The organism is Acidimicrobiia bacterium, assembly GCA_035471805.1.
Classification (GTDB): Bacteria; Actinomycetota; Acidimicrobiia; order Spongiisociales; family JAHEDJ01; genus JAHEDJ01.
Genome location: DATIPS010000055.1, coordinates 63,072 through 80,736 on the forward strand (window position 1 = coordinate 63,072; position 17,665 = coordinate 80,736).

The 17,665-nt window shown below is 62.0% G+C and carries 15 protein-coding genes; 14 read left to right on the forward strand and 1 reads right to left on the reverse strand.

Features of this window, described 5'->3' with window-relative positions:
* Positions 1-74: 74 nt before the first annotated feature.
* Positions 75-1,178 (reverse strand): alkaline phosphatase family protein, encoded by a 1,104-nt coding sequence (locus VLT15_11205; GenBank protein HSR45778.1) that lies wholly within the window; start codon positions 1,176-1,178, stop codon positions 75-77.
* Between the two features lie 351 nt (positions 1,179-1,529).
* On the opposite strand from VLT15_11205, the gene VLT15_11210 reads away from it, so the two are divergent.
* The 14 genes from VLT15_11210 (at position 1,530) to glgB (ending at position 17,328) form a co-directional block, all read left to right on the forward strand.
* Complete coding sequence (locus VLT15_11210; protein HSR45779.1) at positions 1,530-1,895, forward strand: NADH-quinone oxidoreductase subunit A; 366 nt, start codon at positions 1,530-1,532, stop codon at positions 1,893-1,895.
* Positions 1,896-1,909: 14 nt separating this feature from the next.
* Entirely contained in the window at positions 1,910-2,383 is a 474-nt protein-coding gene (locus VLT15_11215) for an NADH-quinone oxidoreductase subunit B family protein (GenBank protein ID HSR45780.1), read from the forward strand.
* Complete coding sequence (locus VLT15_11220; protein ID HSR45781.1) at positions 2,364-2,951, forward strand: NADH-quinone oxidoreductase subunit C; 588 nt, start codon at positions 2,364-2,366, stop codon at positions 2,949-2,951. Before VLT15_11215 ends, VLT15_11220 begins: the two co-directional genes overlap by 20 nt.
* Positions 2,951-4,138 (forward strand): NADH-quinone oxidoreductase subunit D 1, encoded by a 1,188-nt coding sequence (locus VLT15_11225; protein ID HSR45782.1) that lies wholly within the window; start codon positions 2,951-2,953, stop codon positions 4,136-4,138. Before VLT15_11220 ends, VLT15_11225 begins: the two co-directional genes overlap by 1 nt.
* Before the next feature lie 108 nt (positions 4,139-4,246).
* Positions 4,247-5,251, forward strand: coding sequence for an NADH-quinone oxidoreductase subunit NuoH (nuoH, locus tag VLT15_11230; GenBank protein HSR45783.1), 1,005 nt, complete (start codon positions 4,247-4,249; stop codon positions 5,249-5,251).
* Positions 5,251-5,724, forward strand: a complete 474-nt coding sequence (locus tag VLT15_11235; protein HSR45784.1) for an NADH-quinone oxidoreductase subunit I — start codon at positions 5,251-5,253, stop codon at positions 5,722-5,724. The genes nuoH and VLT15_11235 overlap by 1 nt, the downstream gene beginning before the upstream one ends.
* 103 nt (positions 5,725-5,827) lie before the next feature.
* Entirely contained in the window at positions 5,828-6,367 is a 540-nt protein-coding gene (locus tag VLT15_11240) for an NADH-quinone oxidoreductase subunit J (protein ID HSR45785.1), read from the forward strand.
* Positions 6,364-6,669, forward strand: coding sequence for an NADH-quinone oxidoreductase subunit NuoK (gene nuoK, locus VLT15_11245; GenBank protein ID HSR45786.1), 306 nt, complete (start codon positions 6,364-6,366; stop codon positions 6,667-6,669). Before VLT15_11240 ends, nuoK begins: the two co-directional genes overlap by 4 nt.
* 1 nt (position 6,670) lies before the next feature.
* Positions 6,671-8,704 (forward strand): NADH-quinone oxidoreductase subunit L, encoded by a 2,034-nt coding sequence (nuoL, locus tag VLT15_11250; protein ID HSR45787.1) that lies wholly within the window; start codon positions 6,671-6,673, stop codon positions 8,702-8,704.
* Between the two features lie 15 nt (positions 8,705-8,719).
* Positions 8,720-10,297: an NADH-quinone oxidoreductase subunit M gene (locus VLT15_11255; protein HSR45788.1), complete on the forward strand. Its 1,578-nt coding sequence runs from the start codon at positions 8,720-8,722 to the stop codon at positions 10,295-10,297.
* 3 nt (positions 10,298-10,300) lie between these two features.
* A complete protein-coding gene (locus VLT15_11260; GenBank protein HSR45789.1) occupies positions 10,301-11,788 on the forward strand; it encodes an NADH-quinone oxidoreductase subunit N in 1,488 nt (495 codons plus the stop codon).
* A gap of 87 nt (positions 11,789-11,875) precedes the next feature.
* Complete coding sequence (locus VLT15_11265) at positions 11,876-12,247, forward strand: response regulator (GenBank protein ID HSR45790.1); 372 nt, start codon at positions 11,876-11,878, stop codon at positions 12,245-12,247.
* 218 nt (positions 12,248-12,465) lie between these two features.
* Positions 12,466-15,228 carry a PAS domain S-box protein gene (locus VLT15_11270; GenBank protein HSR45791.1) on the forward strand — a complete coding sequence of 921 codons (2,763 nt, stop codon included), beginning with the start codon at positions 12,466-12,468 and terminating at the stop codon, positions 15,226-15,228.
* 222 nt (positions 15,229-15,450) lie between these two features.
* Positions 15,451-17,328 carry a 1,4-alpha-glucan branching protein GlgB gene (gene glgB / locus VLT15_11275; protein HSR45792.1) on the forward strand — a complete coding sequence of 626 codons (1,878 nt, stop codon included), beginning with the start codon at positions 15,451-15,453 and terminating at the stop codon, positions 17,326-17,328.
* The last annotated feature ends 337 nt before the right edge of the window (positions 17,329-17,665 follow it).

Sequence of the window (17,665 nt, forward strand, 5' to 3'; positions counted from 1 at the left end):
CTCCCGTCGACGACTCGAGGATCGTGGCGCTCCCCCAAGGGAGAGGAGCGGTCGAGCTATGCGGGTTCGGTGGCCTACCCGGCACCCACCAGCAGCGGGACTCTCACTTCCTGGTCTTCGGTTCCGCCGTGATGGCCGATCATCCTCTTGTCTGCCCCCGGAGGGAGGAGGACTTTCCCCCGGTTCGCGACGAGCACACCATCTGGGGCACGCCCGGTCACGGCGGGGTGGAAGGGTTCGGGTCCGAGCAGCGGAGCTACCTCGGTCCAGGGCACCCAGGTGGCCGGATGCTCGGCCGCCAGTCTTTCACCCTCCCCTTCGGCGGACCGGACGAACGAGTTCCGCGGGTCACCGTAGAACGTGACGCCTTCGATCCCCTCGCGAATCAGCACCTTGTCGTTCTCCTCGTAATCGATGTGGCCGTGATCCCCGGTTCCGACGGCCACCGCATGGGCCGGAAGGCGGTCCACGATGCGTTGCCAGATGGTCGCCGCAGTGGTCAGAGCCTCGGAAAAACCCTCGGACTGCTGGCCGGTCATGTGCGCTGCGACATCCACCCCCGGGAAGTAGGTGAAGATCAGTCGCCCGGGTTCGACCGCGAGGTCGAGCGTGGCGTCGATGATTTCCTCGACCGTCCAGGCACCCTCGAATCGGCAGCCTCTGTAGAGCGTTCTGCTGAGCGGTGATCCGTCGAACGCCCCCGGTTGAACCGTGATCGGTTCCACACCGGCCGCCGACAGCCGCTCCCAGAGGTTGGGAGTCGGGAGGAAGGAACCGTGGTCGACCGCCACCGGCTCCCCGGACGGCCCTCTCCACTTGAGCGTGTTGACCACGCGGTCGACTTCCGGCAGGTACAGCTGATACGAGATGAGTCCGTGCTGTGAAGGCGGAAGGCCCGTCGCGACGGTCGCCATGTTGACTGTTGTCTGGGTCGGGAACATGGCGTCTATGGCGCCCACCCGGGTGGCGGCCAGCGGCCCGGCGGCCGGATGATCCAGCATTGCATCACCAAGACCGTCGAACATGCAGAGGACGTAGGTACCGGCTCCCGGTATCGCCGCCGACAGGTCCTCGGCCAGGCCGGGGAAACGTGTGCGACCCGTCAAGCGCACCTCGAGTTCTGCCACCAGGTTGAGCAGCGATCGGCCGGAGAAATCGGGCGAACGGAGTGGATTCACCACCGGAAGGGTAGTTGGAGCAGACCACCCGACCGGAGGTGGATGCGTCCCCGGGTTCGAAAGCAACCGCCGGGCGGCGAACCGACCCATCGAAGCGAGGAAGGCGGGAGCATCTTCGAGTTCGCATCCCTCTGAAACCGATCTCCCGGCCAGACGAGCAACCGGTGCAGTGAGCGGCGGCCGCAAGTCCCCCCTCCCACCTGATCCTCGGGATCACGTCGGAACACCCCATTCCCAATGGGCGAGAATCTCGTCCGGCAAGTCACTTTGGGCGGGCACCTTGTGTGTCTAGACTCCGTGCCGATCCGAGGGCGGGACCGCCCTCGTTTCGTGAGGGAGAGCGGAGAAGGCGTGAGCGCGTATTTTCAGGACTACATAACGGTCGGTTCCTTCGCTGCGCTCGGTGTTGTGCTTGTCATCGTGATGCTCGGCGTGGCTGCTCTGCTCAGACCCTCCAACCCTTCTCCCGCCAAGCTGAAGACCTACGAGTGCGGCGTTGATCCCGTAGGCGAAGGCTGGAATCAGTCGTACATCCGCTACTACGTGTTCGGCTTGCTGTTCGTGATCTTCGACGTAGAAGCCGTCTTCATCTTCCCCTGGGCCATATTGCTGGAGGATCTTGGAGTGTTCGGTCTCGTCGAGATGCTGATCTTCATCTGGATTCTCCTCATGGGGTTGATCTTCGCCATACGTAAGGGAGTCCTCCGGTGGGAGTGATCGAGAAGTTCGGGATGCCGAAACCGGCGTCCTGGCTGCTGAACTGGGGACGGAAGTACTCCCTGTGGCTGTTCCAGTTCGGGCTGGCCTGCTGCTCGGTTGAGATGCTCGCCGCCGCGGGCCCCCGCTACGACATGATGCGGTTCGGGATCATCCCTCTACCAGCCTCGCCCCGGCAGGCCGACCTGATGGTCGTGGCCGGCACGCTGACCGACAAGATGGCACCGGCCGTCAAGCGTATCTACGACCAGATGCCCGATCCGAAATACGTGATCTCGATGGGATCGTGCTCGAACAGTGGCGGCCCCTACTGGGACTCCTACTCGGTTACCAAAGGCGTCGATCAGATCATCCCCGTAGACGTGTACGTTCCGGGCTGCCCGCCGCGGCCGGAGGCACTGATGGAAGCCATCGTGCTGCTGCAGAAGAAGATCCAAAACGAGAACCTTCAAGACAAATGGACGCATCGTGACGAACAATCCGCCTGAGTCCATCGAGGATTTTGCGGCTTCCGTCGCCGGGACCGTGGGGGCGACCGGCCACTCATCCGATCTTGGCACGGTCAAACTGTACGTCGATCGTGAGCGCTGGCGGGAAGCCGTCACGGCCGCCCGCGACGACGCCGGCCTGCCCTTCTTCTCGTGGCTCTCGGCAGTTGACTGGAGCAACGATGTGGCGGTAGGCGACCCTCCGTCAGAAGAGGTGGAGGAGCGGTACGAGGTCATGTGCGCGGTTTCGAACGTGACCGACGGCCAGATCGTCATACTGAGCACCGACCTTCCCAAGGACGATCCGGTGATCGAGTCGGTCAGCAGTGTCTACCCGGGTGCCAACTGGCATGAACGGGAGACGGCCGAGATGTTCGAGATCACATTTGCCGGTCATCCGAACCTCGTGAAGCTCTACCTGACATCCGACTTCGTAGGCCATCCACTCAAGAAGTCGTACGGACTGATCAGTCGTGAAGTGAAGCCCTGGCCCGGCGATGTCGACGTCGAGGACATGCCCGATTCTGCCGATTCAGATTCGCCCAGTTTCGAGAACCCGGACGCCTGATGCTGGATCGAAGCGCCCTCCACCATCTGTCCGAAGCGGCCGTCGCGATCGAACTCGAGACGCCGGAAATGACCCTGAATATCGGACCCCAACACCCATCTACTCACGGCGTGCTCCGCCTGGTGGCGAAGGTCGACGGTGAGAAGGTCTACGACGTGCAACCCGTCGTCGGCTACATGCACCGGGGCTACGAAAAGATCAGCGAGGTCCGCACCTATCCGCAGATCATCACTCTCATCAACCGGATCGAATGGGTGTCCGGCTACGCCAACGAGATCCCGTTCCTCGTCGCGACCGAGCGGATCATGGGCGTCGAGGCGCCACCGCGCGCCCAGTACATCCGCCTGATCCTGACAGAGATGACGAGGCTTTCGAGTCACCTGATGTTCATGGGTTCGTATCCACTCGAACTGGGGGCGGCCACACCGCTGATGTTCGCGCTCCGCGAACGGGAACGGGTTCTCGATCTGATCGAGAGCGTCACCGGTGGACGGTTCCATCCGAACTTCAATCGGATTGGCGGCGTGAAACCGGTTGCAGGAGCCGGGCCCAATCAGAAGAAGGCTTCGCAGGATCTCCCTGCCGGGTTCCTCCAGGAGACACGCCGGGCGATGGATCGTGTCCTCTCGACTTCAGACGAGATCGAAGACCTGATCGCCGGCAACGAGGTGCTCCTGGCCCGCACCAAAGGTGTGGGTGTCCTGCCGGCCGAAGTTGCTCTGGCCTACGGGGTTTCCGGCCCGAACCTGCGAGCCTCGGGAGTTGACTTCGACCTCCGCAAGAAGGCCGATTACCTGCCCTACGACGAACTCGATTTCGAGACTGCCGTCACTCAATCGGGGGACTGCTGGGATCGCTGGTGGGTTCGTCTCGTAGAGATTCGCGAGTCGGCCAAGATGATCAAACAGGCCGTCGATCAAATCCCCTCCGGCCCCCTCCAGGCCAAGGTGCCACGTGTCATAAAGGTGCCGAAGGGCGAGACCTATGTGCGTGCCGAGAACCCGAAGGGTGAGATGGGGTACCACGTCATCTCCGAGGGTGGCCAGATCCCGTACCGGGTGAAGATCCGCTCCGCATCCTTCAACAACATCTCGATCCTGCCGCACATCCTCGAAGGGATCCTGATTCCCGACATTGTGGCGATCATGGGTTCCCTCGACTTCGTACTAGGGGACGTGGACCGCTGATGGCTTGTCTCTCGCCTTGCTCGCTCAAGCTCGCGGTCTCGCACCACAGAACTCCACCCCGGTTGACTTCCCGGGTCGCCGGGTCGAGCGTGGAAGGGGGGTCACGGCGTGACTGATCTCCTCGCCAACTTCTGGATCCTGCTGGCTCTCAAGCTCGTCGCCATCGGCGCCCTCGTTCCGGTCACCGCCCTCGTCATCGGCTACGCGGAGCTGAAGATCTCCGCCCACATGCAGTCGAGGATCGGGCCGTACTTCGCAGGTGGCAGGTGGGGTTGGGCGCAGCTGATTGCCGACGGCGTGAAGTTCTTCCAGAAGGAAGACATCATTCCCGAGGAAGCAGACCGGCAAGTCTTCAAATGGGCACCGGCGCTCGTTCTGCTCTCCACGGTCGCCCTATTCGTGGTGATCCCGTTCTCCCCGACTCTCATCGTTCAGGATCTCGACCTCGGGGTGTTCTACGTCCTGGCCATATCGTCGATAAGCACGATCGGCGTTTTGATGGCGGGGTGGTCGTCGGCGAACAAGTACTCGCTGATGGGTGGCCTGCGCGCCGCCGGTCAGTTGATCGCCTACGAACTGCCCCTGTTGCTGGCCGTGGTCGGAGTGATCATCCAGGCCGGCACCATGTCGCTCGTGGGCATCGTCGAAGCTCAGGCGTCCTTCGAGGTCTTCGGAACTATCGCGGTTCCCTATGTTGCCGTTCAGTTCGTCGGCTTCCTCGTGTTCATGACCGCAGCACTCGCCGAGCTGAACCGGATCCCGTTCGATCTTCCCGTGGCCGAGTCCGAACTGGTCATGGGATTCGTAACGGAATACTCCGGATTCCGGTTCCTGTTCTTCTTCCTCGGTGAGTACGCCAACATGTTCTCGATGTCGGCGATCGCCGCCACCCTGTTCCTGGGCGGCTATCACTTCCCGGGTCTGAACGCCGAGATATGGGGTCCGGTGGTCCTGACAGTCAAGATCCTCGCCCTCGCCTTCCTGATGATCTGGTTCCGCTGGACGTTCCCACGGCTCCGCGAGGACCAGCTCCAGAAGTTCGCATGGAAGTGGCTGATCCCCGTGTCGCTCGCCAATATCGCGGTCACCGGCATCTTCAAGGTGGTGATGTGATGCGGCTCCGTCTTCCCAACTTCTTCGGATCAGGCCTGCTCACCGGAATGTGGGTCACCCTGAAGACATTGTTCACCAAGCCGGTCACCGTCAACTATCCGGTCGACAAGGAGACTCCCCACCCTCGAGCCCGTGGAGTCATCGCTCTCGAGCAAGACGCCTGCACCGTGTGCATGTTGTGCGCCCGATCGTGCCCCGACTGGTGTATCTACATCGAAGGCCACAAGGAAGAGCAGCCACCGTCCAAGCCGGGCGGTCGTGTCAAGAAGCGCGCCACGCTCGATCGGTTCGACATCGACTACGCCCTGTGCATGTATTGCGGGATCTGCGTCGAGGTCTGCCCGTTCGATGCTCTGTTCTGGACCCCCGAGTACGAGTACTCCGAGTACAAGATGGGAGCCATGATGCACGACATGGACCGTCTCCAGGACTGGATGAAGACCGTGCCGGAGGCCCCGGAGCTGGAGTCATGAACAAGCTTTGCTTCGCTCACCGGGTCGCGAGATGCGTGATGCGAGATGCGAGACGCGCGATCAGCAACCCGCCGCTGGCGGCGATGACTGAAGGGAGGGCCCCGTGAGCGACTGGTTCTCCGAGCCCGCCAACTGGGTTTTCCTCGTAGTCGGACTGGGTGTTGCCGGCTCGGCGTTGCGGGTCGTGACATCCAAGAACGTGGTGCACGCGGCCCTCTACCTCGTGGCGACGCTGGCCGGAACCGCCGTTTTGTTCCTGCTGCTTTCCGCCGAGTTCGTCGCCTGGGTGCTCGTCCTCGTGTATATCGGTGCGGTGATCGTCCTCTTCCTCTTCGGAATCATGATCACTCGCGCACCGATCGGATACGACGCCAGCCTCGACAACAACCGGCGGGCGGTGGCCGCAGTCGTGTCGGGTGCACTGTTCCTGCTGATGTCCTGGGCGGCCATCGATTTCTTCGGATCCGAGCCTCTGCAAGGCATCGGCGAAGGTACCCCGACCGAGTTGCTAGGTGAGTCGATCCTGGGTCGCTTCGTGTTCCCGTTCGAGATCGTCTCTTTCGTGCTGCTGGCCGCTCTGATCGGTGGTATCACGGTGGCGCGGAAAGACGCAACGCCGGCCGAAGCGGAGGAACAGGTATGACGCTGGCGCCTATTCTCGTCCTCGCCGCCCTGCTGTTCTCTTTGGGGGTATACGGCCTGCTGGCGCGACGCAACGCGGTTCTAGTGCTGCTGGCCATCGAACTGATGCTCAACGCCGTGAACATCAACCTGGTCGCCTTCGAAGCGTTGCTGCAGGACAGCCTGGCCATCGGTCAGGTTTTCACCATCTTCGTGATCACCGTCGCCGCCGCCGAGGTAGGCATCGGTCTGGCGATCGTTCTGTTGATCTTCCGCAACCGGGCGACCGCGAATGTCGACGATTTCAGTCTGATGAAGTGGTGACATGACGAACTTCCTGCTTGCCGCCGCCGAAGAAGAAGTCCACGGAGTCGTTGCCGAGTACTCCGGCTTCTGGGCGGAATACGCCTGGATCATGCTGGTGATCCCCTGGATCGCCGTGCTCGGCATCATCTTCTTCGGCAAGCGGATGAAGTACCTCGGGGCTGAGATCGCAATCGGCATGCTCGCCTTCAACTCGGTCTGGGCGTCGATCCTCTTCGTCCTCAACATCACCAAGGGCGTCGTCTACGAGGGTGCGGTGACGATTGCCGAGATCGGCAGCAACCTGATCTTCGAACTGGGCTGGGTGGTCGACGGTCTGTCGATCATGATGTACTTCGTGGTCTCGTTCGTCGGCCTCGTGATCTTCGTCTACGCCGTCGGATACATGAAAGGCGACGTCCGGGTCACCTGGTTCTTCGCCTCGTTCACGATATTCGCCGGTTCGATGCTGGTGCTGGTTGGTGCTCCCAACCTCGTGCAGCTGATCATCGGTTGGGAAGGCGTCGGCGTCGCCTCCTACCTGCTGATCGGCCACTACTGGGAGCAGAAAGAAAACTCGTCGGCCGGCATGAAGGCTTTCTTCACCAACAAGGTCGCAGATATCGGGCTGATCATCGGCGCCATCATGGTCGGGGTCACGCTGGGCACGTTCAAGTTCAGCGAACTGTCCAACGCGGCCGCCGAACACGCCGATAGCCTGGTCCTCGTTGCAGGAATGATCGGTGCCCTGCTGTTCTTCGGGGCAATGGGCAAGAGCGCCCAGTTCCCGTTCCACATCTGGCTGCCCGACGCCATGGCCGGTCCGACTCCGGTTTCGGCACTGATGCACGCCGCCACGATGGTCACCGCCGGTGTCTACTTGATGGCCCGCACGTTCCCCCTCTATCAGAACCTCGCCGAAGACATCCGTCCGTGGATGGTGGCGATCGCCACCATCACCCTCTTCGCCATGGGTCTCCTGGCGCTCGTGGCAGACGACATAAAGAAGGTGCTCGCCTACTCGACCGTCTCGCAGCTCGGCTACATGATGGTGGCGGTAGCCGCCGGCGGCTACACGGCCGGCGTCTTCCACCTCTTCACCCATGCCTTCTTCAAGGCGCTGCTGTTCCTCGGAGCCGGGTCGGTCATCCACGCCGTCCACTCCAACAACATGTCCGACATGGGTGGCCTCCGCAAGGACATGCCGCGCACCTACTGGACCTTCGTCGTCGGTTCGGCCGCGCTGGCTGGAATCATCCCGTTCTCGGGGTTCTGGTCGAAGGACGAAATCCTGGTCACGCTGGGGTACGAGGGCTACACCGCCGTCATGTGGATTGCCATCGCCGGGGCGTTCATAACCGCCTTCTACATGACCCGCGCCATCATGCTCACCTTCCACGGCACCTACAAGGGGCACGGCCATCCGCACGAATCGGAACCGGTGATGACCGTCCCCCTGATCATCCTCGCCGGGTTTGCAGCCGTCGTCGGATTCCTCAACATCCCCGGCGTCGAGTTCGGCGGAAGGGGCAACTTCACCCAGTGGCTTGGAATGCGTGAAGTCGTGATGGGCGACCACCATGCCACCGCCCCCGATTGGGGTATGGCCGCCGTTGGCCTCGGCGCCGCTTTCCTCGGTGTTCTCGGTGGTCTCGCCCTCTTCGCGCGGGACAAAGCGACCCAGCAGGAAAGGGACAAGTTCGAGATCCCTGCCCTCTATCCATTGCTACGCCGCAAGTACTACATGGACGACGCGGCTCTCGGTTTGGTCTGGTTGGTCAAGGCCCCGTTTGCCAAGGCGGTCGACTGGATCAACGACTACATCATCGATGGTGTGGTCAACACCATGGGGTTCCTGACAGCCGGTCTCGCTCAACTCGTTTACGGTGGGCTGGACCAGCGCGGTATCGACCTGGGCTTCAACGCCTTTGCATACGCGTCGGGGGGCAGCGGCGAACGGTTGCGCCGCCTCCAGACGGGTCGGGTTCAGCAATACGCGTCGGTGTTTGTCGGCGCAGCAGTGATGTTCGTAATCGGTTTCGTGATATTCGGGTAGTAGGAGGACGAGTCAATGGAGTGGTTTGACACCTGGGGTCTGAGCCTCATTGTGTTCCTCCCGCTGGTGGGGGCTCTGCTCGTAGTGCTCCTGCCTCGGGAGCAAGAAGAGAGTCACAAGTGGATCTCGCTGATCACCACGGGAATCGTGTTGATCCTCAGCGTCGTGGCGGCCGCCAACTTCGACTTCGGTGCTGCCAAGTCGTTCCAGTATGAGGTGAACGAGTCGTGGATCTCGGCGATCGGGGCCAACTATCACGTTGGAGTGGACGGCATCAGCTTGCCGCTGCTCGTCCTGTCCGGTTTCGTGACCCTCCTGTCGGTCATCTACTCGTGGAATCACTGGGAAGAGCCGCGCAACCCAAAGGCCTTTCTGGCCCTCATGCTCGTGCTGCTCACCGGCATGAACGGAACCTTCGTGGCGCTCGACCTGGTCCTGTTCTTCATCTTCTTCGAACTGGTGTTGCTGCCGATGTACTTCATGATCGGCATCTGGGGTGACAAGTCCGAACGGGAGCTTCCGGTGTTCGGCAAGACGGTCTCCGTCCGTCTCTACGCGGCCATCAAGTTCTTCCTCTTCACACTTTTCGGATCCGCCTTCATGCTGCTGGGCTTCCTGGCGCTCTACCTCAACTCGGCCGACACGGTCGCCGGAAGGACGTTCGACATCCCGGCCCTCATCGACAGGGCGCCGGAGCTGACCATGTTGCCGGTGGCCGGATGGATCTTCGCGGGTCTCTTCCTCGGATTTGCCGTGAAGGTTCCGATGTTCCCGTTCCACACCTGGCTGCCGGACGCGCATACCGCCGCACCGACCGTCGGTTCGGTTCTGCTGGCTGCCATTCTCCTGAAGCTCGGCTCTTACGGTTTCATCAGGATCGCCATCCCGATGCTTCCCGAGCAGGCGAAACAGTGGGCACCTGCGATAGCGGTGCTGGCGGTGATCGGCATCATCTACGGCGCGCTGGCCTGTCTGGCCCAGACCGACATGAAACGTCTCATCGCCTTTTCCTCAGTCGGTCACATGGGGTTCGTGATGCTCGGCATCGCCACTCTCACAGACGTCGGGATCAACGCCGCAATCATCGGCATGGTCGCTCACGGCGTGATCACCGGACTCTTGTTCTTCCTGGCCGGATCGATGAGCCATCGGTACCACACGCGCGACATGGGGCGCCTCGGCGGCAATCAGAAACTGATGCCGATGCTCGGCGGGATCCTCGCCTTCACGGCTATGGCGTCACTGGGACTGCCGGGACTGGCCGGCTTCTGGGGTGAGTTCATGGCGCTCCTCGGGTCCTACAGCCCGCTGGAGGGATTGTCGATCGGACTCTTCCGCACGGCGATGGTGATCGGCGCCGTCGGCACGGTGCTGACCGCCGGGTATCTGCTCTGGATGCTCCAGAAGGTCAATCTGGGTGAGCCGAACGCCGAGTGGGACGATCACGAGTTCCACGACGCCGACAAGTTCGAACTCGCAGCATGGGTGCCTCTCATCGTCACGATCATCGCCATCGGTGTATATCCGAAGATCGTTTTCGGTGCTACGACCGAAGCCGTGGAAGCGCTCGTCAAGACTGCCTTTGGAGGCTGACCGGTGGGCTACGACATCGATTATCTGGCGATTGCTCCTGAGATCACCGTGGCGGTGGCCGCCATGGTGGTACTGAGCCTCGATCTAGTCCTGCCGAGGCGGCAGAAGTACTGGACGGCAATCGCGGCTGTGCTCGGTGTCGGGTTCGCGGCTTTCCCGCTCATCACTTTGGCCGTCTCCGACTCGGCCCCGGCCTCGATGTTCGACGGCAGCTATGTGGTAGATGACTTCGCCCTGGTCCTGAAGGGACTGTTCGTGGCGGCCGGTTATCTCGTTCTGCTGATGTCGGTCCAGTACATCGAGTCCGATCGCTACTACCAGGGCGAGTACTACTTCCTGGTGCTGATGTCGATACTCGGTTCGATGGTGATGGCCTCGTCGCGTGACCTCATCGTCCTCTTCATAGGTCTCGAACTGGTGTCCGGCCCGCTCTTCCTGCTCGCCGGATGGCGCAAAGGCGATGCTCGCTCCAACGAGGCATCGCTCAAGTACTTCCTGCTCGGTGTTCTGTCGGCGGCGATCATGCTCTACGGCATGTCGCTGCTCTACGGCGCCACCGGAGAAATCACGTTCGACGGCATCCGCGAGGCATCCGAGGGATTGACCGGCGAACCCCTGTTCGTTCTGGCGGTCCTGTTCGTGGTGATCGGGTTTGCCTTCAAAGTATCGGCGGTACCGTTCCATTTCTGGGCGCCCGACACATATGAGGGTGCCCCGACGCCGATCACGGCCTACCTGTCCGTTTCGTCCAAGGCGGCAGGGTTCGTCGGCCTCCTGATCATTACCTATAAGGCCCTTCCCGAAGCATCGGCGGTGTGGGGTCCGGCCATCTGGATCATGGCGGTGCTCTCGATGACCGTCGCCAACCTCACGGCGCTTCGTCAGCAGAACATCGTGCGTCTGCTCGCCTACTCGTCCGTGGCTCAGGCGGGCTTCATGCTGGTGCCGTTTGCCGTTGCCGGGGTGTCGGATGACGTCGATGCGCTGGGCTCAGCGTTCACAGCCACGATCACCTACCTCATCATCTATGCGTTCATGAACCTCGGAGCCTTCGCCATTGTCATCGCCGGGGCACGCCGTACCCGCACCGGAGACATCGACGGCTGGGCCGGATTCGGGCGCCGCTCTCCGGTACTCGGTTTCCTGGCCGCCGTGTTCTTCTTCTCCCTGGCGGGCATCCCGCCGCTGGCCGGCTGGTACGCCAAATTCGTGATGTTCTCTTCGGCCATCGGCGGCGACAGCGTATGGACCGGCCTGCTGGCTGCGGTTGCGGCCGTCAACGCCGTGATCGCCTTCTACTACTACGCCCGGGTTGTCAAGACGATCTGGATGGACGAGGCACCCGAAGCGGCCGTCGTCGAGTATGAGCCCGTTGCCGGGTCGCTGCGGTTGGCTCTGGCGCTGGCCGCGGCCGTTGTTTTCATCGCCGGATTCTTCCCCGATGTGATCAACTTCTTCAGTGAGACAACGAGGCTCCTGGCGTCCGGGTAGGCGATGCAATCCGCGCAAAGCGGCCGGTCGATAACTAGCCTCGATGACTAGCCTTCGCGCAGCTGAGGTTGGATTCGAGGTTCTGGCATGTCGGAAGGTCTGAAAGTACTCCTTGCTGAAGACAGCCCGGTCATTCAGCGGATGCTGTCCGTGACCCTGGCCAAGGAAGGCCATTCGGTCGAGTCGGTCGGCAATGGACGCGACGCGGTTGCGGCCGTGCAGTTCAACACATTTGACCTCATCCTCATGGACCTGCGAATGCCGGAGATGGACGGATTCGAGGCTGCGAGGGAGATCCGCCGGCTTTCCATCCCCCAGCCGCCGATCCTGGCATTGACCGGAGACGACGACGCCGCGACCCGGCAAGCCTGCCTTGATGCCGGCATGAACGGCCACCTCTCAAAACCAATCGTCCTGCACGACATGCTCAAGATGATCGCAACCTTCACCCGGGCCTAGTCTGCAGCGTCGAATCGGCTGGTTATGCCCGGGCCTGTGCTCTCTGCGGCACCGTCGGCGTCCGCCTGGACCCGACATTCAGCCGGAGCCGGCGAGTCCGGTGGGGAGAGCTGTAATCCTCCCAACCCCAATTCCACTCAGGTCGCCGCGATTTCCTGCCGAATGATCCCTTACTGACTTGACCGGCGCATTGCGCACGAGGTGGAGAGGACGCGTAATTGGCAGCCCAGCCAGGCGACACAAACGGTGCTTTCAGCGCGCTGATTCCGATGCTCGACGGACTGCCGATCGGGTTGTTTCGTGCTGATGCAGATGGCGTAGTTCTGTCGGCGAACGAGGGCCTGGCACGGCTCCTTGGATTCGATGAAACTGCCGGGCTCATCGGGTCGAACATCGACGACCTCCTCGCTGCTGGGGGCAGGCTGGCGGATCTCGTCGAAGTGCACGGTGATGCCGCCGCTTCCCTGCATGGGGCGGAGATTGAGGTCCGGCGTGCCGACGGAACCACGGTCTGGGTGCGTGCAAACCTCAAGATGCACACGGAAGACGGCACGTCGCTGATAGACGGAGCTTTCGACGACATTTCCGATGCTCGCTCCCCACGGACAGTTGCTTCTCGGTCCCGGATGCTGCTCGACGCGGTCAACGAGGCTCATCGCCGCTTCTCGATGGGTGCTGAGACGGGTGACATCTTCTCCGGTCTTTTGGGACGAATCATGGAGTTCACGCAGAGCACGGAGGGTTTCGTTGTTGCCTGCGCCGCTCGGAGTGATCTCGAACCTGACCGGACCTTGGCGGCTGAAGGTCTCAGCCCGGAAGAAGCACTCGAGAGGTTCCAAGCCGTGCGCGACGCCGGCCGGGTGGTCGTCGGGGACTTCCCGGGTTCCGAGATGCTCGACATACCGCTGCAAGGCGGAGAGGAACTCATCGGGGCAGTCGGGCTCGGGGGGCGTGCGGGAGGATACGGGGAGGAAACCATCGCCCTTCTCGAGTCGGTGCTGGCCGCGTGCAGCACCCTGATCCGGGCCAATCGGGTTGCCGCAGAGCAACTGGGAGTCGAAGCCGAACTCGAGTACAGCGAACGAGCGACCAGAGCGATGCTCGAAACGGCAGCCTCCGGCATTGTCACCGCCACATCAAGCGGAACCATCAGGTCGTTCAATCGCGCCGCCGAGCGTATCTTCGGATACAGCGCCGAAGAGGTGATTGGCCAGAACCTGATGGTGCTCATGCCGGCGAAGCACCGCCAACGACACGCCGGATACGTCGAGAACTATCTGACATCCGGGATCGCCCGGCTGATCGGAAGGGACCGTGATGAGGTGGCCGTCCGCAAGAACGGGGAAGAGTTCCCGATACATCTGGCCGTGAGCGAATATCGCGTCAAGGACGAGCAGTTCTTCGCGGGTGTGATAACCGACATTTCTGAGCGGAAGGCTGCCGAAGCCGCGCTGGCGGAAGCGTTGGAGACTGCCGAAAGAGCTACCCAAGCCAAGACGGCCTTTCTCGCCTCGATGAGCCACGAGATCCGAACGCCGATGAACGGCGTGCTGGGTATGGCCGGAATGCTCGAGGACACGGACCTGGATCAGGAGCAGCGGGAGTACCTCGACATCATCATGAGTTCCGGCGAACTGTTGCTCGGCATCATCAACGACATCCTCGACTTTTCCAAGGTCGAGTCGGGTCGAATCGAACTAGAGGACATGGCATTCGGGCCGCTGGCACTGGTGCACGAATGCGTTGCACTCGTCAAGCCGGATGCGGATAACAAGGGCCTGAAGCTCAGTGTGCTGACGCCTGCCGATCCTTTGCCGGCCCTGGTGGGGGATGCCGGACGAATCCGCCAGATACTCCTGAACCTGCTCTCCAACGCCGTGAAATTCACCGAATCCGGTGGTGTGACGGTGGAGGTCGTTTCGGTGGTTGAGGACGAGTTCGCTCGACTCAGCCTGGCCGTGCGTGATACCGGCATCGGCATCCCGCCGGACAAGATGGAAGATGTGTTCCAGTCGTTCGCGCAAGCGGACGCCTCCACGAGCCGCCGGTATGGGGGGACCGGACTGGGTCTGGCAATCTCCAAAGAACTGGCCGGCATCATGGGCGGCGACATCTCCGTCGTGAGTGAGGTCGGCGTTGGGTCTACGTTCACCTTTGTCGGCCGTTTCCCGGTCGGGACCCTCGCCGCCGATGACGCCAGAACCGCCTCGGTCGTTACCAAAGCCGATCCGGTCGACTTCGACGCGTCGAAGGTTCGCATTCTCCTCGCAGAAGACACCGTCACGAACCAGCGGGTGATCGCAGCGATGCTCGCCAAATACGGGTTCCGCGTTGAGGTGGCCGCCAACGGCTTCGAAGCGGTCGAAGCGGTGCAATCGCGACCATTCGACCTCGTGTTGATGGATGTGCGGATGCCGGAGATGGACGGGATCGAAGCAACCAAACGGATCCGGGAACTCGACATCATTCAGCCGGTGATCGCAGCCATGACCGCAGACGTGATCCAGGAGACCGTCAATCTGTGCGTCACGGCGGGTATGGATATGTTCCTGACCAAACCCATCCGGGTTCAGGAGATCCTCGACGTAATCGGGGGTCTGCAGGTCGCAACCGCGGCGGAATCCGATGCCTCACCGGTCGCGTATTCGTCGCTGGTCGGCCTGGGAGAGTTCCTCGAGATCGAAGACCCGGTACTCGTCGGAATGCTGGTCGAGACCTACCTCGGCGACCTTGCGGACGGGCTCGATGCCATCGCCGGCCATGCCGGATCCGGCGATCCGGAAGCGGTCTTTGAAGCCGTTCACAAGCTGAAGTCATCGTCCCGCATAATGGGCGCCGCCGGTCTCGGTGATCTTGCCGAGGCGATGGAGGTGGGAGCCCGCAACGGGTCGGTTCCCGACGAAGATACCTTCAGTGTTCTCGTCGAAGAGTCCCAGCGGGTGAGAGAGGCAATGACTCGCCTGCTGCCCGTCGCCGGCTAGGCCCCCGTCAGATTCGATACGACACAGGTACCCCGGCGCCACAGCGTCGCGACAAGGACGTCTCCGGAACGGCCATCCCGACGTGTGACCTCCGGGATTCGATACGCGCCTATCCTGGCCGCGATGCCCAATGACCCATCATCCAGCCGCCACTCCCGCACCGCACCTCGCACAGGATCGCCCAGTCCACGCAGCCTGTCGGTGACCGGACAGGGGTCGCCGATGGCACCGACCAGTGGGCCGGACCTCTCGGACGTCGACCTGTACCTCTTCAATGAGGGCTCGCATACTCGACTGTACGAGAAGCTCGGATGTCATTTGACTTCCGACGGGGCGACCTTCCGGGTGTGGGCACCCAACGCCGAGTATGTGTCGGTGGTTGGAGAGTTCAACGGCTGGAACCCCGCGGCCAATCCACTCGACGTGCGCGGTGTATCGGGAATCTGGGAGACGCTGGTTCCGGGTGTCGAGGCCGGAGCCGCCTACAAGTTTCACCTGGGCGTCGGCAAGGGGGAGACAAAGGAGAAGGCCGACCCGTTTGCATTCTGGGCGGAAGAGCCGCCGAAATCGGCATCGCGGACGTCGGTCCTTGGCTACGCGTGGAACGACGGCGCCTGGATGGAGAAGCGAGACGCGGGCCACGACCGGCCGATGTCCGTTTACGAGGTCCACCTCGGTTCGTGGATGCAGGCCGACGAGGGGGGTCGGCTTTCCTATCGAGATCTGGCCCCCCGGTTGGTCGAACACGTCACGAACATGCGCTTCACTCATGTGGAGTTCCTGCCGGTCATGGAACACCCTTATGCGGGATCGTGGGGCTATCAGACGCTCGGGTTCTTCTCTCCGACGGCACGGTTCGGAAGTCCTCAGGACTTCATGTTTCTGATCGACTCGCTCCATCAGGCCGGCATCGGCGTCATCCTCGACTGGGTGCCTTCCCACTTCGCAGTGGACGGACATGGTCTCGCCGAGTTCGACGGGACACACCTCTTCGAGCATGCGGATCCCAGGCAGGGCTTCCATCCGGATTGGGGTACGTTCATCTTCAACTACAGCCGCAACGAGGTTCGCAGCTTTCTACTGTCGAGTGCTTTCTTCTGGCTCGACAAGTTCCATGTGGACGGACTCCGCGTCGATGCCGTCGCCTCCATGCTCTATCTCGACTACTCGCGTGACGACGGTGAGTGGATCCCCAACGAATACGGAGGAAACGAGAACCTCGATGCCATCTGGTTCCTGCGCCGCCTCAACGAGGAGGTCTACGGGAACTTCCCGGGTGTGCAGATGATCGCCGAGGAGTCGACTGCCTGGCCGATGGTGTCGGGTCCGACCTACATCGGAGGCCTCGGGTTCGGGTACAAATGGGACATGGGTTGGATGCACGACACGCTGTCCTATCTGTCCCTCGAGCCGGTGCACCGCTCCCATCATCACAATGAGATCACCTTCCGGTCGGTGTATGCCTTCACCGAGAACTACGTGCTGCCTCTCAGCCACGACGAGGTTGTCCATGAGAAGGGGTCGTTGTTGTCGAAGATGCCGGGGGATTCGTGGCAGCAGTTCGCCAATCTGCGGCTCCTCTACGCCTATCAGTTCGCCATCCCGGGCAAGAAGCTCCTGTTCATGGGCGGCGAGATCGCCCAGCGGTCTGAGTGGGATCACGACGGCAGTGTCGAATGGAACCTGCTCGAACACGAGTCGCACAGGGGCGTTCTCAACCTCGTGTCCGACCTCGGCGGGCTCTATAGGGATGAGTCCGCTCTCTATCAGCTCGACACCTCCGAGCGCGGCTACCAGTGGCTCGAGGGCGGCGATTGGGAGCGCAGCATTCTGGCGTTCTTCCGCAAGGATGAAGCAGGCAACCCGGTCGTGTGTGTTTTCAACTTCACGCCGGTGCCGCGCCCCGAATACCGGGTGGGCGTTCCGGCTCCCGGCGAGTGGGTTGAGATCCTCAACACCGACGACGGCAGATACTGGGGAAGCGGCCATCACATCAATGGATCGATGACGGCCGACCACATCCCCTGGCACGGCCGGGAGCAATCGGTGGAGTTCAACCTTCCGCCGCTGGCTGCGGTCTACCTGAAACCGTCGAACTAGCCGGCCGGCCATGGCTCGATGGTCGAGATCATGCCGAAGGTCCTTCGCGGATCGGGACCACACTCGGTGACAGGCGTTCGAATCTTCTGATACTTTTGATGACGTGCTCCCGGGAAGAGGAGCAGTGGCGGCGGAACGGGGAGGCTTCGTTGACCGGATTCGCACTGATCAACACATACCCGGCTTCCTTCCGTCGCGCCACCTGAAGCATCTGCCGCACGGTTGGGAGGCCTGGGCGTGAAGACGACGAGACGTGATTTCATCAAGATGGGCGCGGCGGCCGGAGCCGGCCTGTACATATCCACGAAGGCTGGATGGGTGCGCGTTGCGGGGGCGG

Bases quoted from the DNA above. Each gene is read 5' to 3' on its own strand.
- VLT15_11215 (HSR45780.1), top strand. From the start codon at position 1,910: ATGCCGAAACCGGCGTCCTGGCTGCTGAACTGGGGACGGAAGTACTCC.
- nuoK (HSR45786.1), top strand. From the start codon at position 6,364: ATGACGCTGGCGCCTATTCTCGTCCTCGCCGCCCTGCTGTTCTCTTTG.
- nuoL (HSR45787.1), top strand. From the start codon at position 6,671: ATGACGAACTTCCTGCTTGCCGCCGCCGAAGAAGAAGTCCACGGAGTC.
- VLT15_11255 (HSR45788.1), top strand. From the start codon at position 8,720: ATGGAGTGGTTTGACACCTGGGGTCTGAGCCTCATTGTGTTCCTCCCG.
- glgB (HSR45792.1), top strand. From the start codon at position 15,451: ATGGCACCGACCAGTGGGCCGGACCTCTCGGACGTCGACCTGTACCTC.
- VLT15_11235 (HSR45784.1), top strand. From the start codon at position 5,251: ATGCGGCTCCGTCTTCCCAACTTCTTCGGATCAGGCCTGCTCACCGGA.
- VLT15_11225 (HSR45782.1), top strand. From the start codon at position 2,951: ATGCTGGATCGAAGCGCCCTCCACCATCTGTCCGAAGCGGCCGTCGCG.
- VLT15_11265 (HSR45790.1), top strand. From the start codon at position 11,876: ATGTCGGAAGGTCTGAAAGTACTCCTTGCTGAAGACAGCCCGGTCATT.